This is a genomic window from Actinomadura sp. RB99 (assembly GCF_014706005.1).
In the GTDB taxonomy this organism is placed as follows: Bacteria; Actinomycetota; Actinomycetes; order Streptosporangiales; family Streptosporangiaceae; genus Spirillospora.
The window spans coordinates 225,261-246,397 of the sequence record NZ_JABMCA010000002.1 but is presented as its reverse complement, the minus strand read 5'-3'; the positions used below and the strand labels follow the sequence as shown (position 1 = coordinate 246,397).

21 protein-coding genes are annotated in these 21,137 nt (G+C 72.9%); 20 read left to right on the top strand and 1 reads right to left on the bottom strand.

All coding sequences use genetic code 11. The features are described from left to right. Window positions 1–20 precede the first annotated feature (20 nt). A complete protein-coding gene (locus amrb99_RS03220; protein WP_190851966.1) occupies window positions 21–1,142 on the bottom strand; it encodes a helix-turn-helix domain-containing protein in 1,122 nt (373 codons plus the stop codon). Window positions 1,143–1,234: 92 nt separating this feature from the next. On the opposite strand from amrb99_RS03220, the gene amrb99_RS03215 reads away from it, so the two are divergent. The 20 genes from amrb99_RS03215 (at window position 1,235) to amrb99_RS03120 (ending at window position 21,128) form a co-directional block, all read left to right on the top strand. After that, on the top strand, window positions 1,235–2,239 hold the full coding sequence (locus tag amrb99_RS03215; protein WP_190851964.1) for an alpha/beta hydrolase: 1,005 nt from the start codon (window positions 1,235–1,237) through the stop codon (window positions 2,237–2,239). A gap of 142 nt (window positions 2,240–2,381) precedes the next feature. Continuing rightward, window positions 2,382–3,374, top strand: a complete 993-nt coding sequence (locus tag amrb99_RS03210) for a sugar ABC transporter substrate-binding protein (protein ID WP_190851962.1) — start codon at window positions 2,382–2,384, stop codon at window positions 3,372–3,374. 9 nt (window positions 3,375–3,383) lie between these two features. Next, complete coding sequence (locus amrb99_RS03205; protein ID WP_190851960.1) at window positions 3,384–4,148, top strand: ATP-binding cassette domain-containing protein; 765 nt, start codon at window positions 3,384–3,386, stop codon at window positions 4,146–4,148. After that, window positions 4,145–5,170, top strand: coding sequence for an ABC transporter permease (locus amrb99_RS03200; protein WP_190851957.1), 1,026 nt, complete (start codon window positions 4,145–4,147; stop codon window positions 5,168–5,170). The genes amrb99_RS03205 and amrb99_RS03200 overlap by 4 nt, the downstream gene beginning before the upstream one ends. A 78-nt stretch (window positions 5,171–5,248) precedes the next feature. Continuing rightward, window positions 5,249–6,247 (top strand): alpha/beta hydrolase, encoded by a 999-nt coding sequence (locus tag amrb99_RS03195; RefSeq protein WP_190851955.1) that lies wholly within the window; start codon window positions 5,249–5,251, stop codon window positions 6,245–6,247. Then, window positions 6,244–7,296, top strand: coding sequence for a carbohydrate kinase (locus amrb99_RS03190; RefSeq protein WP_190851953.1), 1,053 nt, complete (start codon window positions 6,244–6,246; stop codon window positions 7,294–7,296). The genes amrb99_RS03195 and amrb99_RS03190 overlap by 4 nt, the downstream gene beginning before the upstream one ends. Continuing rightward, entirely contained in the window at window positions 7,293–8,765 is a 1,473-nt protein-coding gene (locus tag amrb99_RS03185) for a mannitol dehydrogenase family protein (RefSeq protein WP_190851951.1), read from the top strand. The genes amrb99_RS03190 and amrb99_RS03185 overlap by 4 nt, the downstream gene beginning before the upstream one ends. Before the next feature lie 292 nt (window positions 8,766–9,057). Continuing rightward, window positions 9,058–10,827 carry an ATP-binding protein gene (locus tag amrb99_RS03180; RefSeq protein WP_190851949.1) on the top strand — a complete coding sequence of 590 codons (1,770 nt, stop codon included), beginning with the start codon at window positions 9,058–9,060 and terminating at the stop codon, window positions 10,825–10,827. Next, on the top strand, window positions 10,827–11,405 hold the full coding sequence (locus tag amrb99_RS03175) for a DUF4255 domain-containing protein (RefSeq protein WP_190851947.1): 579 nt from the start codon (window positions 10,827–10,829) through the stop codon (window positions 11,403–11,405). The genes amrb99_RS03180 and amrb99_RS03175 overlap by 1 nt, the downstream gene beginning before the upstream one ends. 37 nt (window positions 11,406–11,442) lie before the next feature. Beyond that, window positions 11,443–12,576, top strand: a complete 1,134-nt coding sequence (locus amrb99_RS03170) for a phage tail sheath subtilisin-like domain-containing protein (protein WP_190851945.1) — start codon at window positions 11,443–11,445, stop codon at window positions 12,574–12,576. Window positions 12,577–12,585: 9 nt separating this feature from the next. Next, window positions 12,586–13,026 (top strand): phage tail protein, encoded by a 441-nt coding sequence (locus amrb99_RS03165; protein ID WP_190851943.1) that lies wholly within the window; start codon window positions 12,586–12,588, stop codon window positions 13,024–13,026. Further along, on the top strand, window positions 13,023–13,391 hold the full coding sequence (locus amrb99_RS03160) for a phage tail assembly protein (protein ID WP_190851941.1): 369 nt from the start codon (window positions 13,023–13,025) through the stop codon (window positions 13,389–13,391). The genes amrb99_RS03165 and amrb99_RS03160 overlap by 4 nt, the downstream gene beginning before the upstream one ends. Continuing rightward, on the top strand, window positions 13,388–13,543 hold the full coding sequence (locus tag amrb99_RS03155; protein ID WP_190851939.1) for a DUF6760 family protein: 156 nt from the start codon (window positions 13,388–13,390) through the stop codon (window positions 13,541–13,543). The genes amrb99_RS03160 and amrb99_RS03155 overlap by 4 nt, the downstream gene beginning before the upstream one ends. Then, window positions 13,540–14,451: a DUF4157 domain-containing protein gene (locus tag amrb99_RS03150; protein WP_190851937.1), complete on the top strand. Its 912-nt coding sequence runs from the start codon at window positions 13,540–13,542 to the stop codon at window positions 14,449–14,451. The genes amrb99_RS03155 and amrb99_RS03150 overlap by 4 nt, the downstream gene beginning before the upstream one ends. A gap of 1 nt (window position 14,452) precedes the next feature. Then, window positions 14,453–15,172 carry a LysM peptidoglycan-binding domain-containing protein gene (locus amrb99_RS03145; RefSeq protein WP_190851935.1) on the top strand — a complete coding sequence of 240 codons (720 nt, stop codon included), beginning with the start codon at window positions 14,453–14,455 and terminating at the stop codon, window positions 15,170–15,172. Then, a complete protein-coding gene (locus amrb99_RS03140) occupies window positions 15,169–16,776 on the top strand; it encodes a phage baseplate assembly protein V (protein ID WP_190851933.1) in 1,608 nt (535 codons plus the stop codon). The genes amrb99_RS03145 and amrb99_RS03140 overlap by 4 nt, the downstream gene beginning before the upstream one ends. Beyond that, window positions 16,773–17,108, top strand: a complete 336-nt coding sequence (locus amrb99_RS03135; RefSeq protein ID WP_190851931.1) for a hypothetical protein — start codon at window positions 16,773–16,775, stop codon at window positions 17,106–17,108. Before amrb99_RS03140 ends, amrb99_RS03135 begins: the two co-directional genes overlap by 4 nt. Next, a complete protein-coding gene (locus amrb99_RS50535) occupies window positions 17,105–17,488 on the top strand; it encodes a GPW/gp25 family protein (protein WP_190851929.1) in 384 nt (127 codons plus the stop codon). Before amrb99_RS03135 ends, amrb99_RS50535 begins: the two co-directional genes overlap by 4 nt. Beyond that, window positions 17,485–19,554 carry a baseplate J/gp47 family protein gene (locus tag amrb99_RS03125; protein ID WP_190851927.1) on the top strand — a complete coding sequence of 690 codons (2,070 nt, stop codon included), beginning with the start codon at window positions 17,485–17,487 and terminating at the stop codon, window positions 19,552–19,554. Before amrb99_RS50535 ends, amrb99_RS03125 begins: the two co-directional genes overlap by 4 nt. Next, window positions 19,551–21,128 carry a phage tail protein gene (locus amrb99_RS03120; RefSeq protein ID WP_190851925.1) on the top strand — a complete coding sequence of 526 codons (1,578 nt, stop codon included), beginning with the start codon at window positions 19,551–19,553 and terminating at the stop codon, window positions 21,126–21,128. Before amrb99_RS03125 ends, amrb99_RS03120 begins: the two co-directional genes overlap by 4 nt. Window positions 21,129–21,137 lie beyond the last annotated feature (9 nt).

Here is a 21,137-nt window from a genome sequence, read left to right as displayed (position 1 = left end):
TTCCGTGCGGGGCCCGGACGTCACACCGTCCGGCCCCCGCGCGGCGCGGCGTGCAGGTGCCAGAGCAGGAGGGCCGTTCGCCCGCGGTAGCGGCCATCGCTGGAGCGAACGTCGAACCCGAGGAGATCGGAGATCCGGTCGATGCGATAGGCCACGCTGCTGTGATGCATGTGCAGGGCCGCGGCCACCTCGCGCAACGAGCCCTGCCGCCCCAGCTGGTCGAGGATCTTCATGTCGGTGCTTCCGGAGCGGGAGCCGGCGAGTTCGCCGACCGCCCGGACGTCGGGCAGCGCCCTGATCTCCTCGGAGTCGAGATCGGCCAGCGCGATGACGCCGCCCAGGTTCTCGGCGAGAATCCAGTCGGACGGGTCGGCCCGGAGGGCCGCGAAGCGGATTCCCCGGCGGGCCTGCGACCAGGAGCGCCCGCACTGCTCGACCGCCACCTCTGGGCCGACGCAGACCGCGATGCCGTCGGGCGTCGGAGTACGCGGGGCGGGACCCGCGGCGATGAGCACGGCGAGATCGTTCGTCATCGCGGCCGCCACGGTCCGCCCCTTCGTCGCGCCCGCGACGGCGGCCCGGAAGGCGGGCAGGATCTTCTCGACCCGGCCGTCGGCGTGCACCGCGAGGACCCGAACCGGCTGGCCCATCCGGAAGCCGAGAAGGCGCGCCGCCCGGGCCGTCTCGGCCTCGCCCGCGTGATCGTTCAGCAGGGTGTGCAGCAGCTCCGGGTGGGTGAGGCCGGCCTGGGCGTCGTCGCCGTAGGAGCGCGAGTACAGCGCCGCCATCGTGAGCGCGAACCGCGCGATGATCAGCTCGTCCCACTCGTGGCCGTCCGCCTCGTCCCGGCGTTCCAGCCAGACGCGCCCGACGGGGCCGTTGTCGACGATGACGTCGCTGATGAGGACGTCCGGCCCCGGGCCCGGCGTGTCGACCGTCCGCCCGGCCGGATCGACGACGTGGACCGCGCCGACCTCGTCGAAGATGACGCCCGCGGTCGTCTCGGCCAGGATCGCGGTGGCCCGGGCCACCGCCTCCGCGTCGGCCCGGTGCGCGAGCAGCTGGTCGAAGAACTCGATGACCTGCAGGCCGCGCTCGGCGCTGGAGTCGATGCTCGACAACCGGTTCAACAAGCCTCGCACGGCCCGTACTGTACTCGGCGCCCCTCCTCGAGACTAGCCATCTGGCGGACGGAGCATGACAGCGGACCGGCGCGATGTGCCATGATCGACGCATGCCGACCGCACCGTCCGATCCGAGCGGTCGGGACGGGGCGGGTCCCTCTCACCGGCCCGGCGGGATGCGGCTCGATCCCGAGCTCGCCGCGATGCAGGTCCTGATGCCCCGCATCGACATCGCCGAGGTGGAGCAGGCCCGGGCGACGGAGGCGATGCTGGTCGCGAACATGCGCTCGTCCGACCGCCGCCACGAGGTGGAGACCACCGATTCGGTCGTCCCGCGGCCCGACGGCACTCACCTGGCCGTCCGGGGTTACCGGCCGAGGACGCGAAGGCGCGGCCCGCTCCCGATGCTGCTGTTCATCCACGGCGGCAGTTTCGTCACCGGCGACCTGGAGACCGAGGACGCCCGGTGCGAGATCTACGCGGCCGAGGCCGAGTGCGTCGTCTTCGCGGTGGACTACCGCCTCGCGCCGGAGAACCCTTTTCCGGCGGGTCTCGACGACTGCTCCACCGCCCTGGCCCACCTGCGCGACCGGGCGGACGAGTTCGGCATCGACAACGGTCGCGTCGCCATCGGCGGGCTGAGCGCCGGAGGCGCCCTGGCCAGCGGAACCGCGCTCCGTTGCGGCGGGGACGGACGGCCGGCCCTCGTTCTGCAGATGCTGCTGTTCCCCGTTCTCGACGCCGGTCTCACGACCCACACCGCGCGGCATTACTCGGACACCCCTGTGCTGACGCACGAGACGCTGCGCGACATGTGGCGCCTCTACCTGGGTCCGGAGTGGAGACCGGGCCAGGCGTCCTACCCGGTCCACAGCTCGCCCGCTCACGAGCCGGACCTCTCCCTCTCGCCCCCCACCTACCTCTGCACCGCCGGCCACGACCCGCTGCGGGACGAGGCGCTGGAGCACGCGCAACGCCTCATGCGCGCGGAGGTCCAGGTCGACCTGCGGGTGTACGCCCGCGGGTTCCATTCCTTCGACTCGTTCCACGCGACCCGGCTGGGCCGGTCCGCGATCCGCGACCAGGTCGAGGCGCTCCGGGCCGCCTTCGCCTGACTTAGCCGAATGGCGGAATATCCCGGGCGAACGTCAGCCACTCGTCCGTAGACACCGCCCCGGGGGAAACCTAGCGTTTACGTCACCGTAAACGAACGTCCGATCTCCCGGCGAGACGGGTGCCTTCGGAAGGATCCTGCGCATGGCTGCTCGACGATACTTGCGTTACGCTCTCGGTGCCGCGATAGTCACCACACTTTCCGCAGGTGTCACCGCGTGCAGCAACGCCACCGGTGACACCGCCGCCAAGCCGTCCGCGGGATCGTCGGGCAAGCCGATCAAGTCCATGCTCTTCGTGAACCCGCTGCCCAATTACCCCGCCTGGAAGACGATCGGGCAGTGCATGAAAGCGGAGGCCGAGAAGAACGGCATCGGCTTCTCGCAGGCCGGCCCCAACGGGAACAACATGGACACCAAGCTGATGCTCGACCGGCTTCAGCAGGGCATTTCGAGCAAGGTGGACGCGCTGGTCACCTTCCCGGCCAGCGCCGAGCAGTTCGATCCGATCTTCGCGCAGGCCCGCGCGGCCGGCGCCTACGTCGCGACCGTCGAGGGCGGCCAGACCAAGAACCAGAACCTCAACGCCGGCACGTCCTTCGAGGAGTTCGGGCGGCTCGCCGCCAAGACCGTCGCGGCGAAGGCCGGGCAGCAGAACGTCGCGTTCCTCACGCAGGGCCCGACGGGGCCGGACGCGACCTTCGTCAACGCGTTCAAGGAGGCCGCGAAGCAGTACCCGAACATCAAGATCATCGACACCCGGTACGACGGCGGGGACGTCGTCAAGACGACCGACCTGGCCACCGCGCTGATGACGGCGCACCCCGAGCTCAACCACTTCGTCACCAACGAGGGAGCGGACACCCCCGGGATCATCGCGGCCATCAAGCAGAAGGGCCGGGTGGGCAAGGTCTTCCTCACCACGAACAGCATCTACAGCGGCTCGGTGGAGGGCATGAAGGCGGGGATCGTGTACTCCTTCCTGCTGCAGAACATGTGCGAGATCGGCAAGGCGCCCGTCGACGCGCTGGTCAAGCTGTCCAAGGGCGAAACGGTCCCGCCGAACATTCCGACGCCGATCGACTTCGCCACCGCGTCGACCGTCGATTCCCTCACCAAGAGCGGCGACCTGCAGTAAGGAGTTTCGGTGACCAACGCGGAGACGGCGCGGACCGACGCGCTGACACTGGTGGGCGCGAGCAAGAACTTCGGCCACGTACAGGCCCTGCACGAGGCGGACCTGCGGGTCTCCCCCGGACGCGTGCACGCGATCGTCGGCGACAACGGAGCCGGCAAGTCGACCATGCTGAAGATCCTCTCGGGCCTGCACAAGCCGGACGGCGGCGAGCTGCGGGTCGCGGGGGCGCCCGTTTCCTTCGACAGCCCGGCCGAAGCGCGCGAGCACGGCATCGCGACCGTCTACCAGGACCTCGCGCTCGTCGAATGCCTGGACGTGGCGACGAACCTGCACCTGGGCGACATCCCGAAGAAGAGGTTCTTCGTCGATCGCAGGCGCATGGAGCGCGACGCCGAGCGGGTGCTCGCGGATCTCAACGTGCGGGTCGGCTCGGTGCGGACGCCCGTCGGAATGCTCTCGGGCGGGCAGCGCCAGATCATCGCCATCTCGCGCGCGGTGCGTCTGGAGGAGAGCGAGATCGTGCTGCTGGACGAGCCCACCGCCGCCCTCGGAATCCAGGAGCGAGGCCATGTCGGCGGCATCGTCGAGCGGCTGAAGGCCAAAGGAAAGGCCGTCATCATCATCTGCCACGACCTGGACTTCGTGTTCACCTACTGCGACGAGATCACCGTGATGCGCCTCGGCCGGACCGTCGCTCATCTCGACGCCGCGGCGACGGACCGCGACGAGGTCATCGGATACATCACCGGCGCTCGCCAAGGGACCACGGCATGACCGTCAACGGAAACACGTCCACGGCGACGGCGCCGGGAGCGACCGACACGCCGATCATCAGGCTCGGGCTCGGCCGGCGGCTGCTGGCCCGGCAGGAGCTGACGCTGATCGCCGTCCTGCTCCTGGTCGGCGTTCTCGCCACGCTGCGCAACCCCTCCTTCGGCGAGTCGGACAACCTCCTCCAGGTCGTCCGCGCCGCGGTCGTGACCTTCATCGTGGCGTGCCCGCTCACGCTCGTGACCATCGGCGGAGGCTTCGACTTCTCCGTGGGCTCGGTCTTCACCCTCGGCGGGGTCTCGGCGGCGTACTTCATGACCCACGGCGTCATCTGGCCGCTGGCGATACTCATCGCCCTCGCGGTCGGCGCGGCGGTCGGAGCGCTGAACGCGGTCGTCATCGACCGCCTCAAGGTGCCGCCGATCATCACGACGCTCGGCACCTTCTACGTCATGGGCGGCGTGGTCATCCTCTTCACCCATGGAATCGACATCGCACCGCTCCCGCTGCAGTTCGATTCACTGGGCACCGGTTCGACCCTCGGCCTGCCGAACGTCATCATCGCGGGGATCCTGGTGGGCATCGCTTACCACCTCGTCCTCGAACGCACCCGGTACGGATACAACGTGCGATCCCTCGGAGGCAACCGGCTGGCGGCCACGGAGAACGGCATTCCGGTCCGGCGTCTCGACGCGTGGCTCTATATCGGGGCCGGTGCTCTCGCCGCTTTCGCGGGCATCGTCTACGCCGCCCGCACCGGCAGCGGGCAGGTCGGCGCGGGCGGAGCGTCGGTGACCCTGACCGCGATCAGTGCCGTGCTCATCGGCGGCACCAGCCTGTTCGGCGGCATCGGGACGATCACCGGTACCGCCCTCGGCGCGATCCTGTTCGCGGAGATCGACAACGCGCTCGCCGTCGCGGGAATCGACGCGCTCTACTCCAACATGATCATCGGCAGCATCCTGATCTTCGCCGTCGCCGCCGACAGCATAAGGCGCGGGCGGATGTTCTCCCTCAAGCGCTGATCCCGCCCCCCGTCTCCCGTCCGGCGCCGATGCGCGCCGGCACATCCGCCGCGCGCGGTAGTGAAAGTGGTTCCCTTCATGCATCCATCCCTGGACCCCGCCGTCCGGCACCTGATCGCCGAGCTGGACGCGCTCGGCGAACCCGGCGCCGAGGGCCTCGACGACCTGACGCCGGAACAGGCCCGCGCCTGGTACACCGTCCTGCGCCGGATCCTCGGCGGGGAGAGGACGGCCCCCGAGGTGGCGTCCGTCCGCGACGCGCAGGTGCTCGACGGCGCGCACGCCGTCCCCGTCCGCGTCTACGACACCGAAGAATCGATCATGATGCCCGACCGGGTGGTGCTCTGCGTCCACGGCGGCGGCTGGGTCGTCGGCGACCTGGACGGCGCCGACCACCTGGCCCGAAGCGCCGCCCGGCGGCTGCGCGCACGGGTGGTCTCCGTCGACTACCGGCTCGCACCGGAGCACGTCTTCCCGGCCGCGTACGACGACTGCGCCGCGGTGCTCGCCGAACTGAGCCGGACGCATCCCGAGGCCCGGATCGCGGGCATCGGGGACAGCGCGGGGGCGAACCTGGTGGGCGCGCTCGCCGCCGCGAGCCGGCACCGCGACGATCTGCGGGTCGACGCCCAGTTGCTCCTCTACCCGGCTCTGGACCCGTCGATGGCGAGCGATTCGATGAGTCGGATGGCGGAAGGCTACATCCTCACCAAGGCGGACATGGCGTACTACTGGTCCTGCTATCTCCGCGATCCCGCGCATGCGTCCGACCCCCGGGCCACGCCGGCGGCACTGGCGGATCTCGCCGGAATGCCCCCGACCGTCCTGGTCACGGCGGGCTTCGACCCCCTTCACGACGAAGGGATGGCCTACGCGCGCAGGCTCGTCGCGGCGGACGTCGCGACGGCCTACCTGCCGTTTCCCTCGCTCGTGCACGGCTTCGCCGATATGGCCGGCAGGGTCCCCGCCGCGCTCGACGCGCTCGACAACGCTCTGGCCGCACTCGATCTGTACTTCGGGGCCGCGACGCCGCAGCGACGGCTCGGCCCGGCATCCAGCGAGGTCTCCCCCATATGACACCGACTCCCTCCAGAGGCAGCGGCGCCGCGTCCGGCGCCGGCGCACAGACCACGGCGCCCGGCGATGACCACGAGGAGACGACGCGGCGTCCCCCGGCCGTGGTCGTCATCGGCGAATCGGTCATGGACGTGATCGGCGACCCCGCCGGGAACGGCTCGATGACGCCGGGCGGCTCCCCTCTCAACGTCGCCGTCGCGCTCGGACGGCTCGACGTCCCGGTCCAGTTCCTGACGGCGCTCGGGTCGGACGCCTACGGGGACCGGATCCTCGCCCACCTCCACGACGCGGGGGCCGACGTCGTATCCGCGGGACCGGTCGGAGCCGGCACACCGGTGGCCACCGCGAAACTGGCCGCCGACGGCTCGGCGCACTACGACCTGGAGTTCACGTGGGACCTCCGCCCGGACGTCCCGGTCGGCGAGGCCGGTCTCCTGCACGCCGGCTCGCTGGCGCTCTTCCTGCACCCCGGCGCCGGCCGGGTCGCGGAGATCCTGGCGGCCGCACGGCTGCGCGGGGCCGTGGTGAGCATCGACCCGAACATCCGGCCCTCGCTGCTGCCCCCGCCGCGAGAGGTGCGGAGGCTTTTCGAGGACCTCTGCGCCCACGCCGACATCGTGAAGCTCAGCGACGAGGACGCGTCCTGGCTCTACCCCGACCTCGCCCCGGGGGACCTGGTCGGGAAGCTGCTCGGGCTCGGCGCAGCCCTCGTCGGGCTGACCACCGGGGCCGGCGGCTCCCTGCTGGCGTCCGGCGACCACCGGGTTCGCGTCCCCGCGACCCCCGCGCGGGTGGTCGACACGATCGGCGCCGGTGACGCCTACATGGCGGGCCTGCTCTACGAGATCGTCGAGCGGGACCTCGCGCGATCACTGCGCCGCCCCGGCGGGCTTCCCGACGACACGTTGCGGTCCATCGGCTCGTTCGCCGCCCGGATCGCCGGGGTGACGGTGACACGCCGCGGCGCGGACCCGCCGCGCCTGTCCCACCTCGGGTCCGGAGTCCCCCGCCCCGACGCGCCGGCTTCGATGACTCAGGAGGCCAGATGAAGCTCACCCCCGCCAACCTTCCCGCCATCGCGGCGCGCGTCCCGGTGCCCCGCTACGACCGGTCGAGGCTTCGCCCCGGGATCGTCCACATCGGGGTGGGAGGGTTCCATCGCGCGCATCAGGCCATGTACCTCGACGCCCTGTTCAACGAGTCCGGCGAGAGCCCCTTCGGCATCATCGGTGTGGGCGTCCGTCCCGAGGACGAACCGATGCGCGACGCGCTGCGCGACCAGTCCACCTTGTACACGCTGGTGGAGAAGGGGGCGGACGGCCCTCACCGCCCCCGGGTCATCGGGTCGATGATCGACTACCGGTTCGCGCCCGACGCCCCCGAAGCGGTGCTCTCGGCCCTCACCGATCCCGCCGTCCGGATCGTCTCGTTGACGATCACCGAAGGCGGGTACCACGTGAACCAGACCACGGGCGCGTTCGAAGCCGACGCGGCCGTCCTCGCCGAGGCGCGCGACGGCGCGCGGCCGACCTCGGCGTTCGGGTTCCTGACCGAGGCCCTCGCACGGCGCCGCGCGGCCGGCACCGCGCCGTTCACCGTCGTGTCGTGCGACAACGTCCCGCAGAACGGCCGGATCGCGCGGCGGACGCTCAGCGCCTTCGCCCGCCTCAGGGACGAGCGGCTCGGCGAGTGGATCGACCGGGAGGTCGGCTTCCCCAGTTCGATGGTCGACCGCATCACCCCGGTCACCTCCGACCTCGACCGCCGGCGGCTCCTCGACGAGTTCGGCGTCGAGGACTCGTGGCCCGTCGTATGCGAACCGTTCTCCCAGTGGGTCGTCGAGGACCGCTTCCCGTCCGGCCGGCCCGCGCTCGAGCGCGTCGGCGTCCGGTTCGTCGATGACGTCGAGCCGTACGAGTCGATGAAGCTTCGCCTGCTCAACGCCGGTCACCAGGCGCTCTGCCATCTCGGCTACCTGGCCGGGTACCGGTTCGCGCACGAGGTCTGCCGCGACCCCTCGTTCGTCCGGTTCCTCAGCGCCTACATGGAGGAGGAAGCGACCCCGACGCTGGAGCCGGTCCCCGGCGTGGACCTGCCCGCGTACAGGAGGCAGCTCATCGAACGCTTCTCCAACCCGGAGATCAGCGACACTCTGGCCCGGCTGTGCACCGACGCCTCCGACCGCATCCCCAAATTCCTCCTGCCCGTCGTCCACGACCGTCTCGCGGCGGGGAAGGACGTCCGAAGGTCGGCTCTGGTGGTCGCGGGCTGGGCCAGGTACGCGCAGGGGGTCGACGAGCAGGGCCGGCGGATCGACGTGGTCGACCGGCGCCGTGGCGACCTGGCGGCCCGAGCGGCGCGCCAGCTCACCGACCCCCTGGCCTTCCTCGACGACGAGACCCTCTTCGGCGACCTCCGTTCTCGGCCCGCCTTCGTCGAGCCCTTCACCAAGGCTCTCGACAGCCTCCACAGCATCGGCGCACGAGCCACCGTCGAGAAGTGGGAGAGCCGCACCTGACGGCGCCCCCCAACTCGCCGTCGACCGGGCGGGGGACGGTCGGCGCCCGGGCGTGGGTCCTTTGGCTGGGTGTGGCTTTTTTGTGCGCTTTTTCACGCCGAGGGACTGGCAATTTCAGGAATTATCGGGGCGAATTCCTGATCATTTTAACGTGCCGTGAAGTCGACGCCCGCCGCGTATGGATTTCGATTACCTTCCGTGGTCTCATTAATGGGCGGCCACGCTCCTCGGCGGGTCCGTGGCCTTGTGAAGGACGAGCTTGTCCGCGAGGCCGGTTCACATGGATCCGCACATGGGGGCAGGTGTGTCGAACGCGGCGCCGGTGGCACCGTCGGCCCAGAACGGCCTTTCTTCCGGAATTGCTACCACCGGCGGGCAATGGCTGCGCGAGACCTATGCGCTGACCGACGCCGAAATGGGCATCACCGCGCTGGCGCTGGAACCGGAGATCACCGGGCGGCCCTGGCCGGCCGTCGCCGACGCGCTGGCGGCGGTGCCCGGAGCGGAAAGGCGGCATTTCCAGGGCGACGCCCCATTGATCTCCGAGCGGATCGTCGCGCTGCTGGGCGAGGGGCCGTTGATCACCCGCCGGATGGCGCTCGACGAGCAGATCATCGACGTCCTGCTCGGGCAGCACGGGCTGGACCGGCGCCTCGTCCCCTCCTGCGCGCTGACCGCGCCCCCGCCGGACCTGTGGGCGGAGGTGCCGCTGCCCGACGACGCTCGGGCCGGGCTGCTCGCCGCCGTCCGGGCCGCCTCACCCGGCCGGATCCGCCTGCACTTCCGCGGTCCACCGGGATCCGGCCGGCGGACCACTGCCCGCGCCCTCGCCGGGCGGCTCGGCATGCCGCTGCTGGCCATCGAGACGAATCCCGGCCCCGACCTGATGTTCCACGTGCTGCGCGAGGCGGCCCTGCACGGTGCGCTGCTCTACGGCCCGGACGACCTGGCGTCCGAGATCCGCGACCACCCGGGCATCGCCGTGCTGGCGGGCGACGGTCCCGCGATGCCGGACGGCGCGGTCGAGGTCTCCTTCTCCCGCCCGTGCTACGAGGTCCGGCGCCGCGTCTGGACGGCCCGCCTGACCGCCGCCGGCATCAGCGCGGAACCGGCCGCCGAGCTCGCGGCCCGCTTCCGGTTCGGCCCCGGCCGGATCGGCGGAGCCGTCGCAGCGGCCGCCGCGGCCCGGGACGCCGCGGGCGCCGGCCCCGGACGCGAGGAGCTGTTCGCCGCGGCGCGCGCCCAGACCGGCCGCGAGCTGGCCGCCCTCGCCCGCAGGATCGAGCCGCTGCACACCTGGGACGACCTGGTCCTGCCGCCCGGCGAGCTGGACCAGCTCCGCGAACTGTGCACGCAGGTGACCGCGCGGCGAACGGTCTGGCACGACTGGGGCTTCGCGGCCGGGACCGCCCGGGGGCGCGGCGTCACGGCGCTGTTCACCGGCCCGCCCGGCACCGGCAAGACGACGGCCGCGGAGGTCGTCGCCGGGGAGCTCGGCCTCGACCTGTACGCGGTCGACCTGGCGGCGGTGGTCAGCAAGTACATCGGCGAGACCGAGAAGAACCTGGAGAAGGTCTTCACCGCGGCGGGCGAGACCGACGCGGTGCTGCTGTTCGACGAGGCCGACTCGCTGTTCGCCAGGCGCGGCGACGTCCGCGACGCGCGCGACCGCTACGCCAACATCGAGACGTCCTACCTGCTCCAGCGGATGGAGCACTACGACGGGATCGCGCTGCTGGCCACCAACCTGCGCCGCCACCTCGACCCGGCCTTCACCAGGCGGCTGCGGTTCATCGTCGAGTTCCCCGTTCCCGGCGAGCCGGAGCGCCGCCTCATCTGGGACCGCTGCCTGCCCGAGCGGGCTCCGCGCGGCGACGACCTCGATCTGGCCGAGCTGGCGGCGCGGTTCCCGCTCACCGGCGGCGAGATCCGCGGCGTCGTGCTGCGCGCCGCGTTCCGCGCCGCGGCGGCGGGCAGGCCGATCGGGCAGGGCGACGTGCTGGAGGCGATCCGCCGCGAGCACCGCAAGACCGGCCGGTTCGCCCCCGGGTCGGAGGGCTGATGTTCCAGGACCTCGACCGGACCCTCGCCAAGCTCGTCCAGGACGCCGCCGCCCCCGAGGCGCTGCGGGCCGCGCAGGTCGCCTTCGACACCCCCGACCGGGACTACCGCCCGGACCAGACCACGCTGGACCTGTTCCTGCACGAGATCGCCGAGAACCGGCCGCTGCGCGACGAGGCCCGGGTGATCGAGCGCACCGGCGACTCCGTCACGAGCCGGCCGCCCCCGCTCCGGCTCGACTGCGGCTACCTGGTGACCGCCTGGTCCCATCAGACGGCCGGGCTGCGGGCCGCCGAGGAGCACGCGCTGCTCGGCGCCGCCCTGGTCTGGCTGGCCCGCTTCCCCACCGTCCCGGACCGCTTCCTGCAGGGAACGATGGCGGCGCAGCCCTACCCGGTCCCGGTGACCGTCGCGCAGACCGGGGAGGGGCGGGCGATGGGCCATTTCTGGAGCGCGCTCGGCATCGCGCCGCGGCCCGCGTTCGGGCTGACGCTGACGGTCGCCGCCGAGCCCTTCGACCAGACCGCCACCAGCCCGATCGTCAAGGACGTGCTGCTCAAGCCCGTCCTGAAGGCATGAGCCGCGGGCACGACCGCTTCGAGCGACAGGAGAGACGATGGCCTACGACACCATGGCCCCCGGGGTCTACGTCAAGGAGATCACCCAGGCCGGGCCGATCGCCGGGGTGAGCAGCACGGTCACGGCGTTCCTGGGGACGCCCGCGACGCTCCCGCCCGCCTCCGAGGCCGGCGTGCCGTTCCCGGTCACCACGTGGACCGCGTACGTCGCGAAGTACGGCGCCTACAAGGCGGGCCTGTCCCTGCCGTACGCGGTGAAGGGCTTCTTCGACAACGGCGGCGGCTTCGCCTACATCGTCCCGATCGCGGACCCGGCGGGGATCGACCCCGCGCTCGGCCGCCTCACCCGCTACCCCGACGTCAGCATGGTCTGCCTGCCCGGGACGGTCACGGTGGCGTCGCAGGCGAAGGTGCTCGGGCACTGCGACGCGATGGGCGACCGGTTCGCGATCCTCGACGGCGTCCAGGACCCGAACCCGGTGAACCCGCAGAGCCCGCTGCTGACGCAGCGGGCCGGCCTCGACTCCGCGAGCGGCCTCGGCGCCCTGTACTGGCCGTGGCTGGTCATCGCCGACCCCACCACGCCGGACGCGCGGCTCACCGTTCCGCCGTCCGGGCACGTCGCGGGCATCATGGCGCGCTGCGACGACACCGTCGGCGTGCACCGGGCCCCGGCCAACGAGGCCGTCCGCGGCGCCCTCGACCTGGACTACCAGCTCAACGACACCGAGCACGGGCAGCTCAACCACGCCGGCGTCAACGCGATCCGGCGGTTCCCCGGCGGCCCGCCGCTGGTCTGGGGCGCCCGCACCCTCACCGCCAACACCAACTGGCAGTACGTGAACGTCCGGCGGCTGGTCTGCTATTTGGAGGACTCGATCAAGCAGGGCGTCCGCTGGGCGGTGTTCCAGCCGAACAACCTCGCCCTGTGGCGGGGCCTGGAACGCACGATCACCGAGTTCCTCACCCGGATCTGGCAGGCGGGAGCGCTGTTCGGGGCCACCGCCAAGGAGGCGTTCTACGTCTCGATCACCGAGGAGCTCAACCCGCCCGACGTCCGGGCCAGGGGCGAGGTGGTCATCGAGATCGGGCTGGCTCCGAGCCGTCCCGCCGAGTTCGTCGAACTGCGCATCGGCCTGTGGGACGGCGGCGCGTCCATCAGCGAGCGTTAAGGAGCAGCAGTGCCCACCACCGGACAGCGGGTCGACCCGTACCGCAACTTCAACTTCCTGGTCGAGCTGGAAGGCATCGCCCAGGCGAGCTTCGTCGAGTGCGGCGGCCTCGGCTCCACCACCGAGGTCATCGAGAACCGGCAGGGCGGGGACAACACCACGTCCTACAAGCTGCCGGGCCGCACCAGCTACTCCGACATCTCGCTGAAGTGGGGCCTGACGGCGTCCACGGAGCTGTGGGACTGGCGGCAGCAGATCGTGATCGGCGCGATCGTCCGCAAGAACGGCTCGATCGTGGTGTTCGACCTGGACAACAGCACCGAGGTGGCCAGGTGGAACTTCGTCAACGCCTGGCCCTCCAAGTGGGAGAGCTCGGCGTTCACCGCCAAGGGCAGCGACATCTCCATCGACACGCTGGTGCTCGCGCACGAGGGGCTGACCCGGGTATGAGCGCGCTGGCCACGGAGATCGAGTTCGAGCTGCCCAAGGGCTACGTGGACGCGGACGGCACCCTGCACCGCGCCGGTGTGATGCGGCTCGCGACGGCGGCCGACGAGATCTACCCGCTGAAGGACCCGCGGGTCCGCAACTGGCCCGCCTACCTGGTCGTGCTGCTGCTGTCGCGGGTGGTCACCCGGCTCGGCGGGCTGCCCGAGATCAACCCCGGGGTGATCGAGGGCCTGTTCTCCGAGGACCTCGCCTACCTGCAGGACCTCTACAACCGTGTCAACGGGCTGGCGCCCGGCACGGCAGCCGTCGAGTGCCCGCACTGCGGGCGGGGCCACGAGGTGGAGGTGCCGCCGCTGGGGGGATGACCGGCTACCCCCTGGACCGGGTCCATCAGGAGGTGGCCTTCCTCGCACGGCACGCGCACTGGACCCTCACCGAAGTCCTGGACCTCGACCACGCGGCCCGCCGCCGCTGGGTGACCGAGGTCCTCGACCAGATCGCCCGGGAGGCGCGATGACGACGCTCGGAGAACGGCTCCAGGAGGCCGGCCGGCACCTGGCGGCGCGCCATGTGCCGGAGTTCCCGTGGACGGCGGCGCTGGACCCGGTGCTGGCCAGGGCGTCGCGGAACGCCGCACCGCTCGCGGGTCGGTTCGACCGCGTCGAGCGGCCGCCTGACGGGCCGGCGCATCCGCCGGACCCACCACCGAGGGCCCGGCCGGGCACCGGTCCCGGCCTGCCGGCGCCCGGGGCGGCGGACGCGTCGCCGGGCGGCGCGCCGCAGGCCGCGGCGGCGGAGCGGGAGATGCCGCTCCCCCGGGACGTCCGGGTCAGGCTCCGCGACGTGGCGGGCCCGGGAGCCGACGTCCTGCGCCCGCACGCCGGGCCGGCCGCCGACGCGGTCGCGCGCGGCCATCGGGCCGACGCGGTGGCGCTGGGCGCCGACGTCTACTTCCGGGACGGCCGCTACCGCCCCGACGAGCCTGCGGGGTTCGGCCTGCTGGCCCACGAGGCGGCGCACGTCACGCAGACCCGCTTCCCGGGCCTGGGCGGCGAGGGCCGTCCGGGTGCGGGGGCCGGGCACGCCGCCGAAGCCCACGCGCTGGCCGTGGAATCGGCGGCCCGCCTGAGCCTCCCGGTGCCGGAGGCGTGGCCCGGCGTCGTCGCGTCCGGCCGTCCGGCGGCCTGGCCCGCCGAGGCGGGACTCGCGCCCGTCCCGGCGGCGGACGCGCCGGGCCTCTCACCCGGAGGTGCCGGCCCTCCCCCGGCCGAGATGGCGGGCGGGCCGCCACCGGCCCCGCTCGCGGCCGCGATCGACAGGGACACCGCCGCACCGCCGGCCTCCGTGGACGTGGAGCGGCTGCGCCGCGAGGTCGTCGCGGACCTGATGCGGCAGGTGCGGGCCGAGTTCGAGCGGGGAGGCTGAGATGGCGCTGCCGGGACCGGGACGTCCGGTACCGAAGCCGACGGGCCACGAGCTGGCCAAGGCGACGATCGTCGACACCGGGACGGGCACCGCGTACCCGGTGATGTACAACCCCGAAGAGCTGAAGGTCGAGCAGGGCAACGCCTACGCAGAGATCCCGGTCCCCGGCCTGGACGCCCCGCCGCTGCAGTACATCCGGGGCAAGGCGCGCACCCTGTCGATGGAGCTGTTCTTCGACACCTACGAGTCCGGCGAGGACGTGCGCGCCCACACCGGCCCGATCGTCGCGCTGCTGGACCGCGGCCCTCGGACGATGGCGCCGCCGGTGCTGCTGTTCTCGCTCGGCCGGGTGCGGTTCCGGTGCGTGCTGCTGGAGGCCGGGCAGCGCTACACGCTGTTCCTGCGGGACGGCACCCCGGTGCGCTCCACCCTGTCGGTGCGCTTCCAGGAGTACGCCGAAGCGGGGGCGCCGCGCATCGCGGAGGGGCTCGTCCTCGGCCCGCCGAGCCCGCGGACGCCGATCGGAAGCGGGGCCGAGGGCGGGAGCGGGGGCGGCGACGCCGTCCATGTCACGGCGGTCGGCGAGACGCTCGGCTCGATCGCCGCCGCCTATCTCGGCGACCCCGGCCGGTGGCGGCGGATCGCCGGCGCCAACAAGATCAAGGATCCGCTGGACGTGCCGCCCGGCACCCGGCTCGTCATCCCCGGGGGGCGCGGATGACGGCGCCGCGGTGCGAGGTGCGGATCTCCGGGGTGGCGCTGTCGGCGGACCTGGCGTCCCAGGTGCTCGGCGTGGTCGTGGAGACCGACCTCGACCTCGCCGGGTCCTTCGCGGTCACGCTCCGCAACGCGGGCAACGCCCTGCTCGACTCGGCGCTGCTCGACCCCGGCCGCACCGTCGAGATCCACCTGGGCTACGGCGGCGACCTCGTTCCGGCGTTCCTCGGCGAGATCGCCGCCATCGAGCCGTCCTTCCCGGCCGACGGCCCGCCGACGGTCCGGGTGTCGGGCTACGACAAGTCGTACCGGATGCGGCGCGCCCAGCCGGAGCCGACCGAGTACGCCCTCGCCAACGACGGCGTCATCGCGGCGCGGCTGGCCGCCGAGAACGGTCTCGTCCCCGTCGTCGATCCCACCCCGGGACTCCACGAGAAGCTCATCCAGACCGAGAGCGACTTCGCGTTCCTGAAGTCGCGGGCGGCGCGGTACTTCTTCGACGTCTACGTGGAGTGGGACCGGCTGCACTTTCGGTTCCCCCGTCCCGGGCCGCCCGCGCACACACTGGAGTGGGGCAGGAACCTCTCCTCCTTCTACCCGCGCATCTCCGCCGCCGCGACGGCCGGGCTCCAGGTGATCCGCGGCTACGACCAGGAGCTGGCGCAGGCCGTCTCCGCGACCGTGCTGGCCGGGGAGCTCGACCTGGACGACCTGGTGGAGCGGCTCGGCGGCGCGGCCCTGGACCTGCTGGCCTCGCTGGCCCGCAGGGGCGTCCGGCAGCAGACCGTCGAGAACCCGCTGGACGCGATGCTGCTCGCCCGGTCCGTGCTGGCGGACCTGCTGGACGGGCTGTACGAGGGCACCGGGTCGTGCGCGGGCCTCCCCGACCTCAGGGCGGGCGACCACCTGCGCATCGAGGGCGTCGGGCGGCGCTTCTCGGGGACCTACCGGGTCCGCAAGGTCACCCACCGGCTGGACGGCGGCGGCCTGACCACCGAGTTCTCCATCTCCCCGCGCGGGCACTCCAGCCTGCTCGGGCTGCTGCGCAAGAAGCTGGTGGAGGAGCCGTCGCCGAACGAGGCCGCGCGCTTCCACGGCGTGGTGGTCGGCGAGGTGCAGGACAACGACGAGTTGCGGGCGATCCCGCCGAAGATCCCGACGGGCCGGGTCCGGGTGTCCTTCCCCGGGCTCTCGGACGCCTTCACCAGCGGCTGGGCGCCGTGCGCCACGCCGATGGGCGGGAAGGGCATGGGCTTCTACGCGCTGCCCGAGCCGGGCGACCAGGTCCTCGTGGCGTTCGAGAACGGCGACCTGTCCAAGCCGTACGTCGTCGGCGGCCTGTGGAGCGCGGTGCACGGGCCGCCCACCACCAACCTCGACGGCACCAACAGCCAGCGGGTGATCAGGAGCAGGGCGGGCCACACGATCACCTTCGACGACACGGCCGGCGCGGGGAGGCTCCGCGTCGCCGACGCCAGGGGCGGCTCCATCGAGCTGGACGCCGTCACCGGGGCCATCACGATCCGGGCGGCGGGCGACATCGTCCTGGCCGCGCACGGCGGACGGACCACCATCACGATGACGGAGTCGCAGGTGAACGTGACATGAACGTGCTGACGACGGGCTCCACCATCACCTGCGGGCACACCCCCGCCGGGCACGTCCGGCCGGTGAGCGACGCCAAGCTCGCGGTGGCCGGCGAACCGGTGCTGCTGGAAGCGGGCGTGACCGCGTTCGACGAGCAGTGCCTCCCGGTGTCGTCGAGCGACGTGCCCTGCCGCACGGTCCTCGCGATCACCGGCGGGCGCTCGGTGAAGCTGTTCACCGGCGGGAAGCCGGTCCTGCTCGCCTCCCTGTCGGGCACCACCGGCGGCCACATCGGCGCCGTGGACGGGAAGCTGACGGTGACGTCCGCGCAGACCACACTGGGGGCGCCGTGACCGAGCAGGTCCACGGGCGCGGCCTCGCCTTCCCCCTGCGGCTGTCCGCCGGAGGCGTCGCCGAGTCCGCCGGCGCCGCCAAGGTCGCCGAATCGATCCGGATCATCCTCGGCACCCAGCACGGCGAGCGGGCGATGCGCCCCGACTTCGGCGCCGACCTGCGCAGCCTGGCGTTCGCGCCGAACAACGGCGCCACCGCCGACCTGGCCCGGCACAACGTCACCGACGCGCTGACCCGGTGGGAGCCCCGCATCGACGTCCTGGACGTGACCGTCGCCCAGGACGGCGCCCGGCTGCTCATCGACGTGCGGTACCGGCTGCGCGCCACCAACGAGGTGCACAACCTCGTCTACCCGTTCTACCTGGAAGGCGGACGATGACGTTCGAGTCGCGGCGGGGCCGGATCGTCCCCCCGAACCTGGACGACCGGACCTGGCAGGACCTGGTCGACCAGATGCGCGCGCTGATCCCCGTCTACGCGCCGCAGTGGACCGACCACAACCCGAGCGACCTCGGCATCACGCTGATCGAGCTGTTCGCGTGGCTGGCCGAGGGCATGATCTACCGGCTGAACCGGGTCCCCGACAAGAACTACGTGGCGTTCCTCGACCTGCTCGGAATCACCCGCAGGCCCGCGGTCCCGGCGCGCACCGACCTCACCTTCTCCGCGGGCGCCGGCCCGGTCGTCGTCCCGGCGGGCACGCAGGCGCAGACCGGCGGCGACCAGCCGGTCGTCTTCGAGACCGACTCCGACGTCCGGGTGCTGCCGACCACGCTGAAGGCCGCGGTGCTGGTGTCGGGAGGCGCGTACGACGACGTCACGTCCGCGCTCGGCGCGCAGACCGCGATCCGGGTGCCGGGCGGCGGGACCGTCCAGCTGTGCCTGGGCTTCGACCGCGGAACGGCCGAGGAGCTCGCACCGGCGGTGCGCCTGTACAGCGGCGCGCCGCCCGGCCTCACCGTGACCTGCGTCTGCTCCTCGGGCGACGCCGACCCGCTGAGCTGGCCGGCCGCGCCCGGAGCGAGCGACGGGACCGACGCGTTCACCCACGACGGGGCCTTCCGGGTCACGCCGCCGGCCGCCTGGAGCGCGCAGCAGCCGACCGGCCCCGCGAGCGGCCACCCGTGGGAGACGGTCCCGCCGCGCACCCCGGCCGGCGCGGTCACCGACGCGCTGTTCTGGATCGGGCTGCGGATCGCCAACGGCGGCGGCCCGGTCACCATCGGACTGGAGCGGCTGCTGTTCAACGCGGCGCCCGCCCGGACGGCTCTCACGGTGCGGATCCCGGAGACGCTCGGCACCAGCACCGGCACCCCCATGCAGGTGTTCGCGCTGGCGCAGCGGCCCCTGGCCCGGCGGCCCTCGTTCGAGGCTCCCTACGGCGACCTCGCGATCCAGGTCGGGACCGGCAGCCCGCCGGTCTGGCAGGACTGGACGCTCGCCGACGACCTGCCGCCGGGGCCCGGCACCGTCTACCGCGCCGACCCCGTGACCGGCGAGATCGGGTTCGGTTCCTACGACCCGCACACCGTCTCCGGGCAGAGCGGGCACGGCTCCATCCCTCCGGCCGGCAGTCAGATCCGCGCGGTGCGCTACCGGTACGTCACCGCCGGGCAGGCCGGGAACGTCGCGCCGAACCAGGTCACGGTGCTCGGCACCACGCCCGCCGGGTCGGTCCCGGCCGGCGTCTCGGCCGTCACCAACCTCGGGCCGGGACGGGACGGCGTGGACGAGGAACCCGTCGAGGACACCCTGGCCAGGGCCCCGCAGGAGCTGAAGATCCGGGACCGGGCGGTGACGGCCGACGACTACGAGTTCCTGGTGCGCGAGGCGTTCGGCCCGATCGTGGTGCGCTGCCTGCCGCCCCGGCTGCACGGGGACGACGGCACGCCGTACGACCACGGCGGGATCGTCCGCGCGCCCGGCACCGTGAACCTCCTCATCGTGCCGGACCAGGGCGCGTCGGTGGCGCGGCCCGTGCCGTCCACGAGCGACGTCGACGAGGTCGTCGCGCATCTGGAACCGCGCAGGGAGCTGACCGCGCAGCTGGCGGTGTCCGGGCCGCGGTACCTGCCGGTGATCGTGACGGTGGAGGTGACGCTGTGGCAGCGGGCGACCAGCGCCGGAGCGGACCCGGCCCGGGTCGTCGCGGACACCCTCGCCCGGATCCAGCGGTTCCTGCACCCCACCCGCGGCGGTCCGGACGGCGCCGGCTGGCAGGTCGGGCAGCCGGTGTTCGCCTCCGACCTGTTCCAGGCGATCGCCCCGGCACAGGACCTCGGCTACCTCTCGAAGCTGCTGGTGCGGCCCGACGCCCCCGCCTACACGCCGCCCGCCCGGCCGTTCCCGCTGTCCCCCGACGGGGCGTCGGTCCGCGTGGCCGACTACGAGCTGGTCTGCGCGTCCGCCACCCAGACGATCACGACGGTGAACGCGCAGGTATGAGCGGCTACTCGCGGTACCTGCCGCCCGTCCTCGCCGGCGCCCCGCTCGGCGACCTGCTGCGGATCTTCGAGAAGACCCTCGGCGGGCTGCCCGACGGCGTCCCCGCGCACGACGCGCTCGCCGCGGAGATCGCCGCGCTGGACCGGCTCGTCGACCCGTGGACGACCCCCGAGCGCTTCCTGCCGTGGCTGGCCTCCTGGGTGGCGCTGGAGTTCCCGACCCTGCAGGGCGCCGACCTTTGGGACGAGTACCAGCGCCGCCGGGTGATCTCCCGGATCGCCTCGGTCTACCGGGGCCGCGGCCGCCAGTCCGCCCTGAACGCCTACCTGGACCTGTACGCCGTCGGCGCGATCCGGCCGCGGATCACGCTGGACGTGGGGCGGCGCCTGCTCGCGGTGGCGCCGTCGGGGGCGGTGTCCGGGCTCGTCACCTTGGGGCCGCTGCCCGGCGGCTCGGGCGTCTCGGGCGGCTCGCCGCTCGGGCTGATCAGGCCGGAGTGCGTCGCGGTCGCCGCGGACGGAAGCCTGTTCGTCGGCGACCGCGGCCTGCCGAGCGGCGTGCCGGTCACGGCGCCGGCCCGCGTGTGGCGGCTCGACCCGTCCGGCCGCCACGACATGGGCGGCACGCCGCCCCGGCCGCTGCCGCTCGTGCCGGACACGCCGTTCACGCGGGTCGCGGCGGTGGCGGTGCGCCCCGCGCGCGGCGGACGCCCGGAGACCCTGTACATCCTGGACGAGCCCGGCCGGCTGTACGCGGTGCCCACGCCGTTCAAGGACCGCGCCGCGACCCTGGTCACCTCCCTCGCCACGGCCGGCACGACCTTCCGGCCGAGGGCGATGGCGATGGACCCCGCCTCCGGCGACCTGCTGGTGCTGGACGCCGGCGACGGCCCCGACGCGCCGAACCCGCCGAAGATCCTCACCGTCCGGCCCGACCCGCCGGCGGTGACCCGCAACGCGCTTCCGTCCGCGCGGGAACCGCTGTCGCTGATGGTGGACCGCGACGGCACCGTCCTGGTCGGGGACGGCGGGCCGCAGGAGCCCACCGGACCGGAGCAGTACCCGGGCGCGCTGCTGAGGGTGGTGCGCTCCGGCGCGTCCTGGACGGTGACGCCCCTGCCCGTCGGGCCGCTGGTCGCGCCGACCGGCCTGGCCAGGGGGCGCGACGGCCGGTTGTACGTCGTGGACGTCGGCCTGAAGCCGCTCCTGCCGTCCGACGTCGACCCCTTCATCTGCCCGGTCGCCGAGGACGCCGGCGTCTTCCTGATCACCGGGGACAGGGCCGTCCGCGTCACCCCGCCCGCGCAGTTCGTCTACCCGGCCGGTCTCGCCGCCGCGGGCGACCGCCTGGTGGTCTGCGACCCGGGCCAACCGCCGGGGGGCGGCCTGGCACCGTACTGGTCGCGGATCAGGCCGTTCCGGTTCAACGTCGTCCTGCACTTCGCCGCGGACCGGGTGCCCGCCGACGAGGACGCCCGCCGGCGGGCGCTCGGCAACATCGTCGACAACGTCAGCGCGATCGTCGACGAGGAGAGACCCGCCCACACCCTGTGGGACCTCATCACCTCTATCTAGGAGGACGCT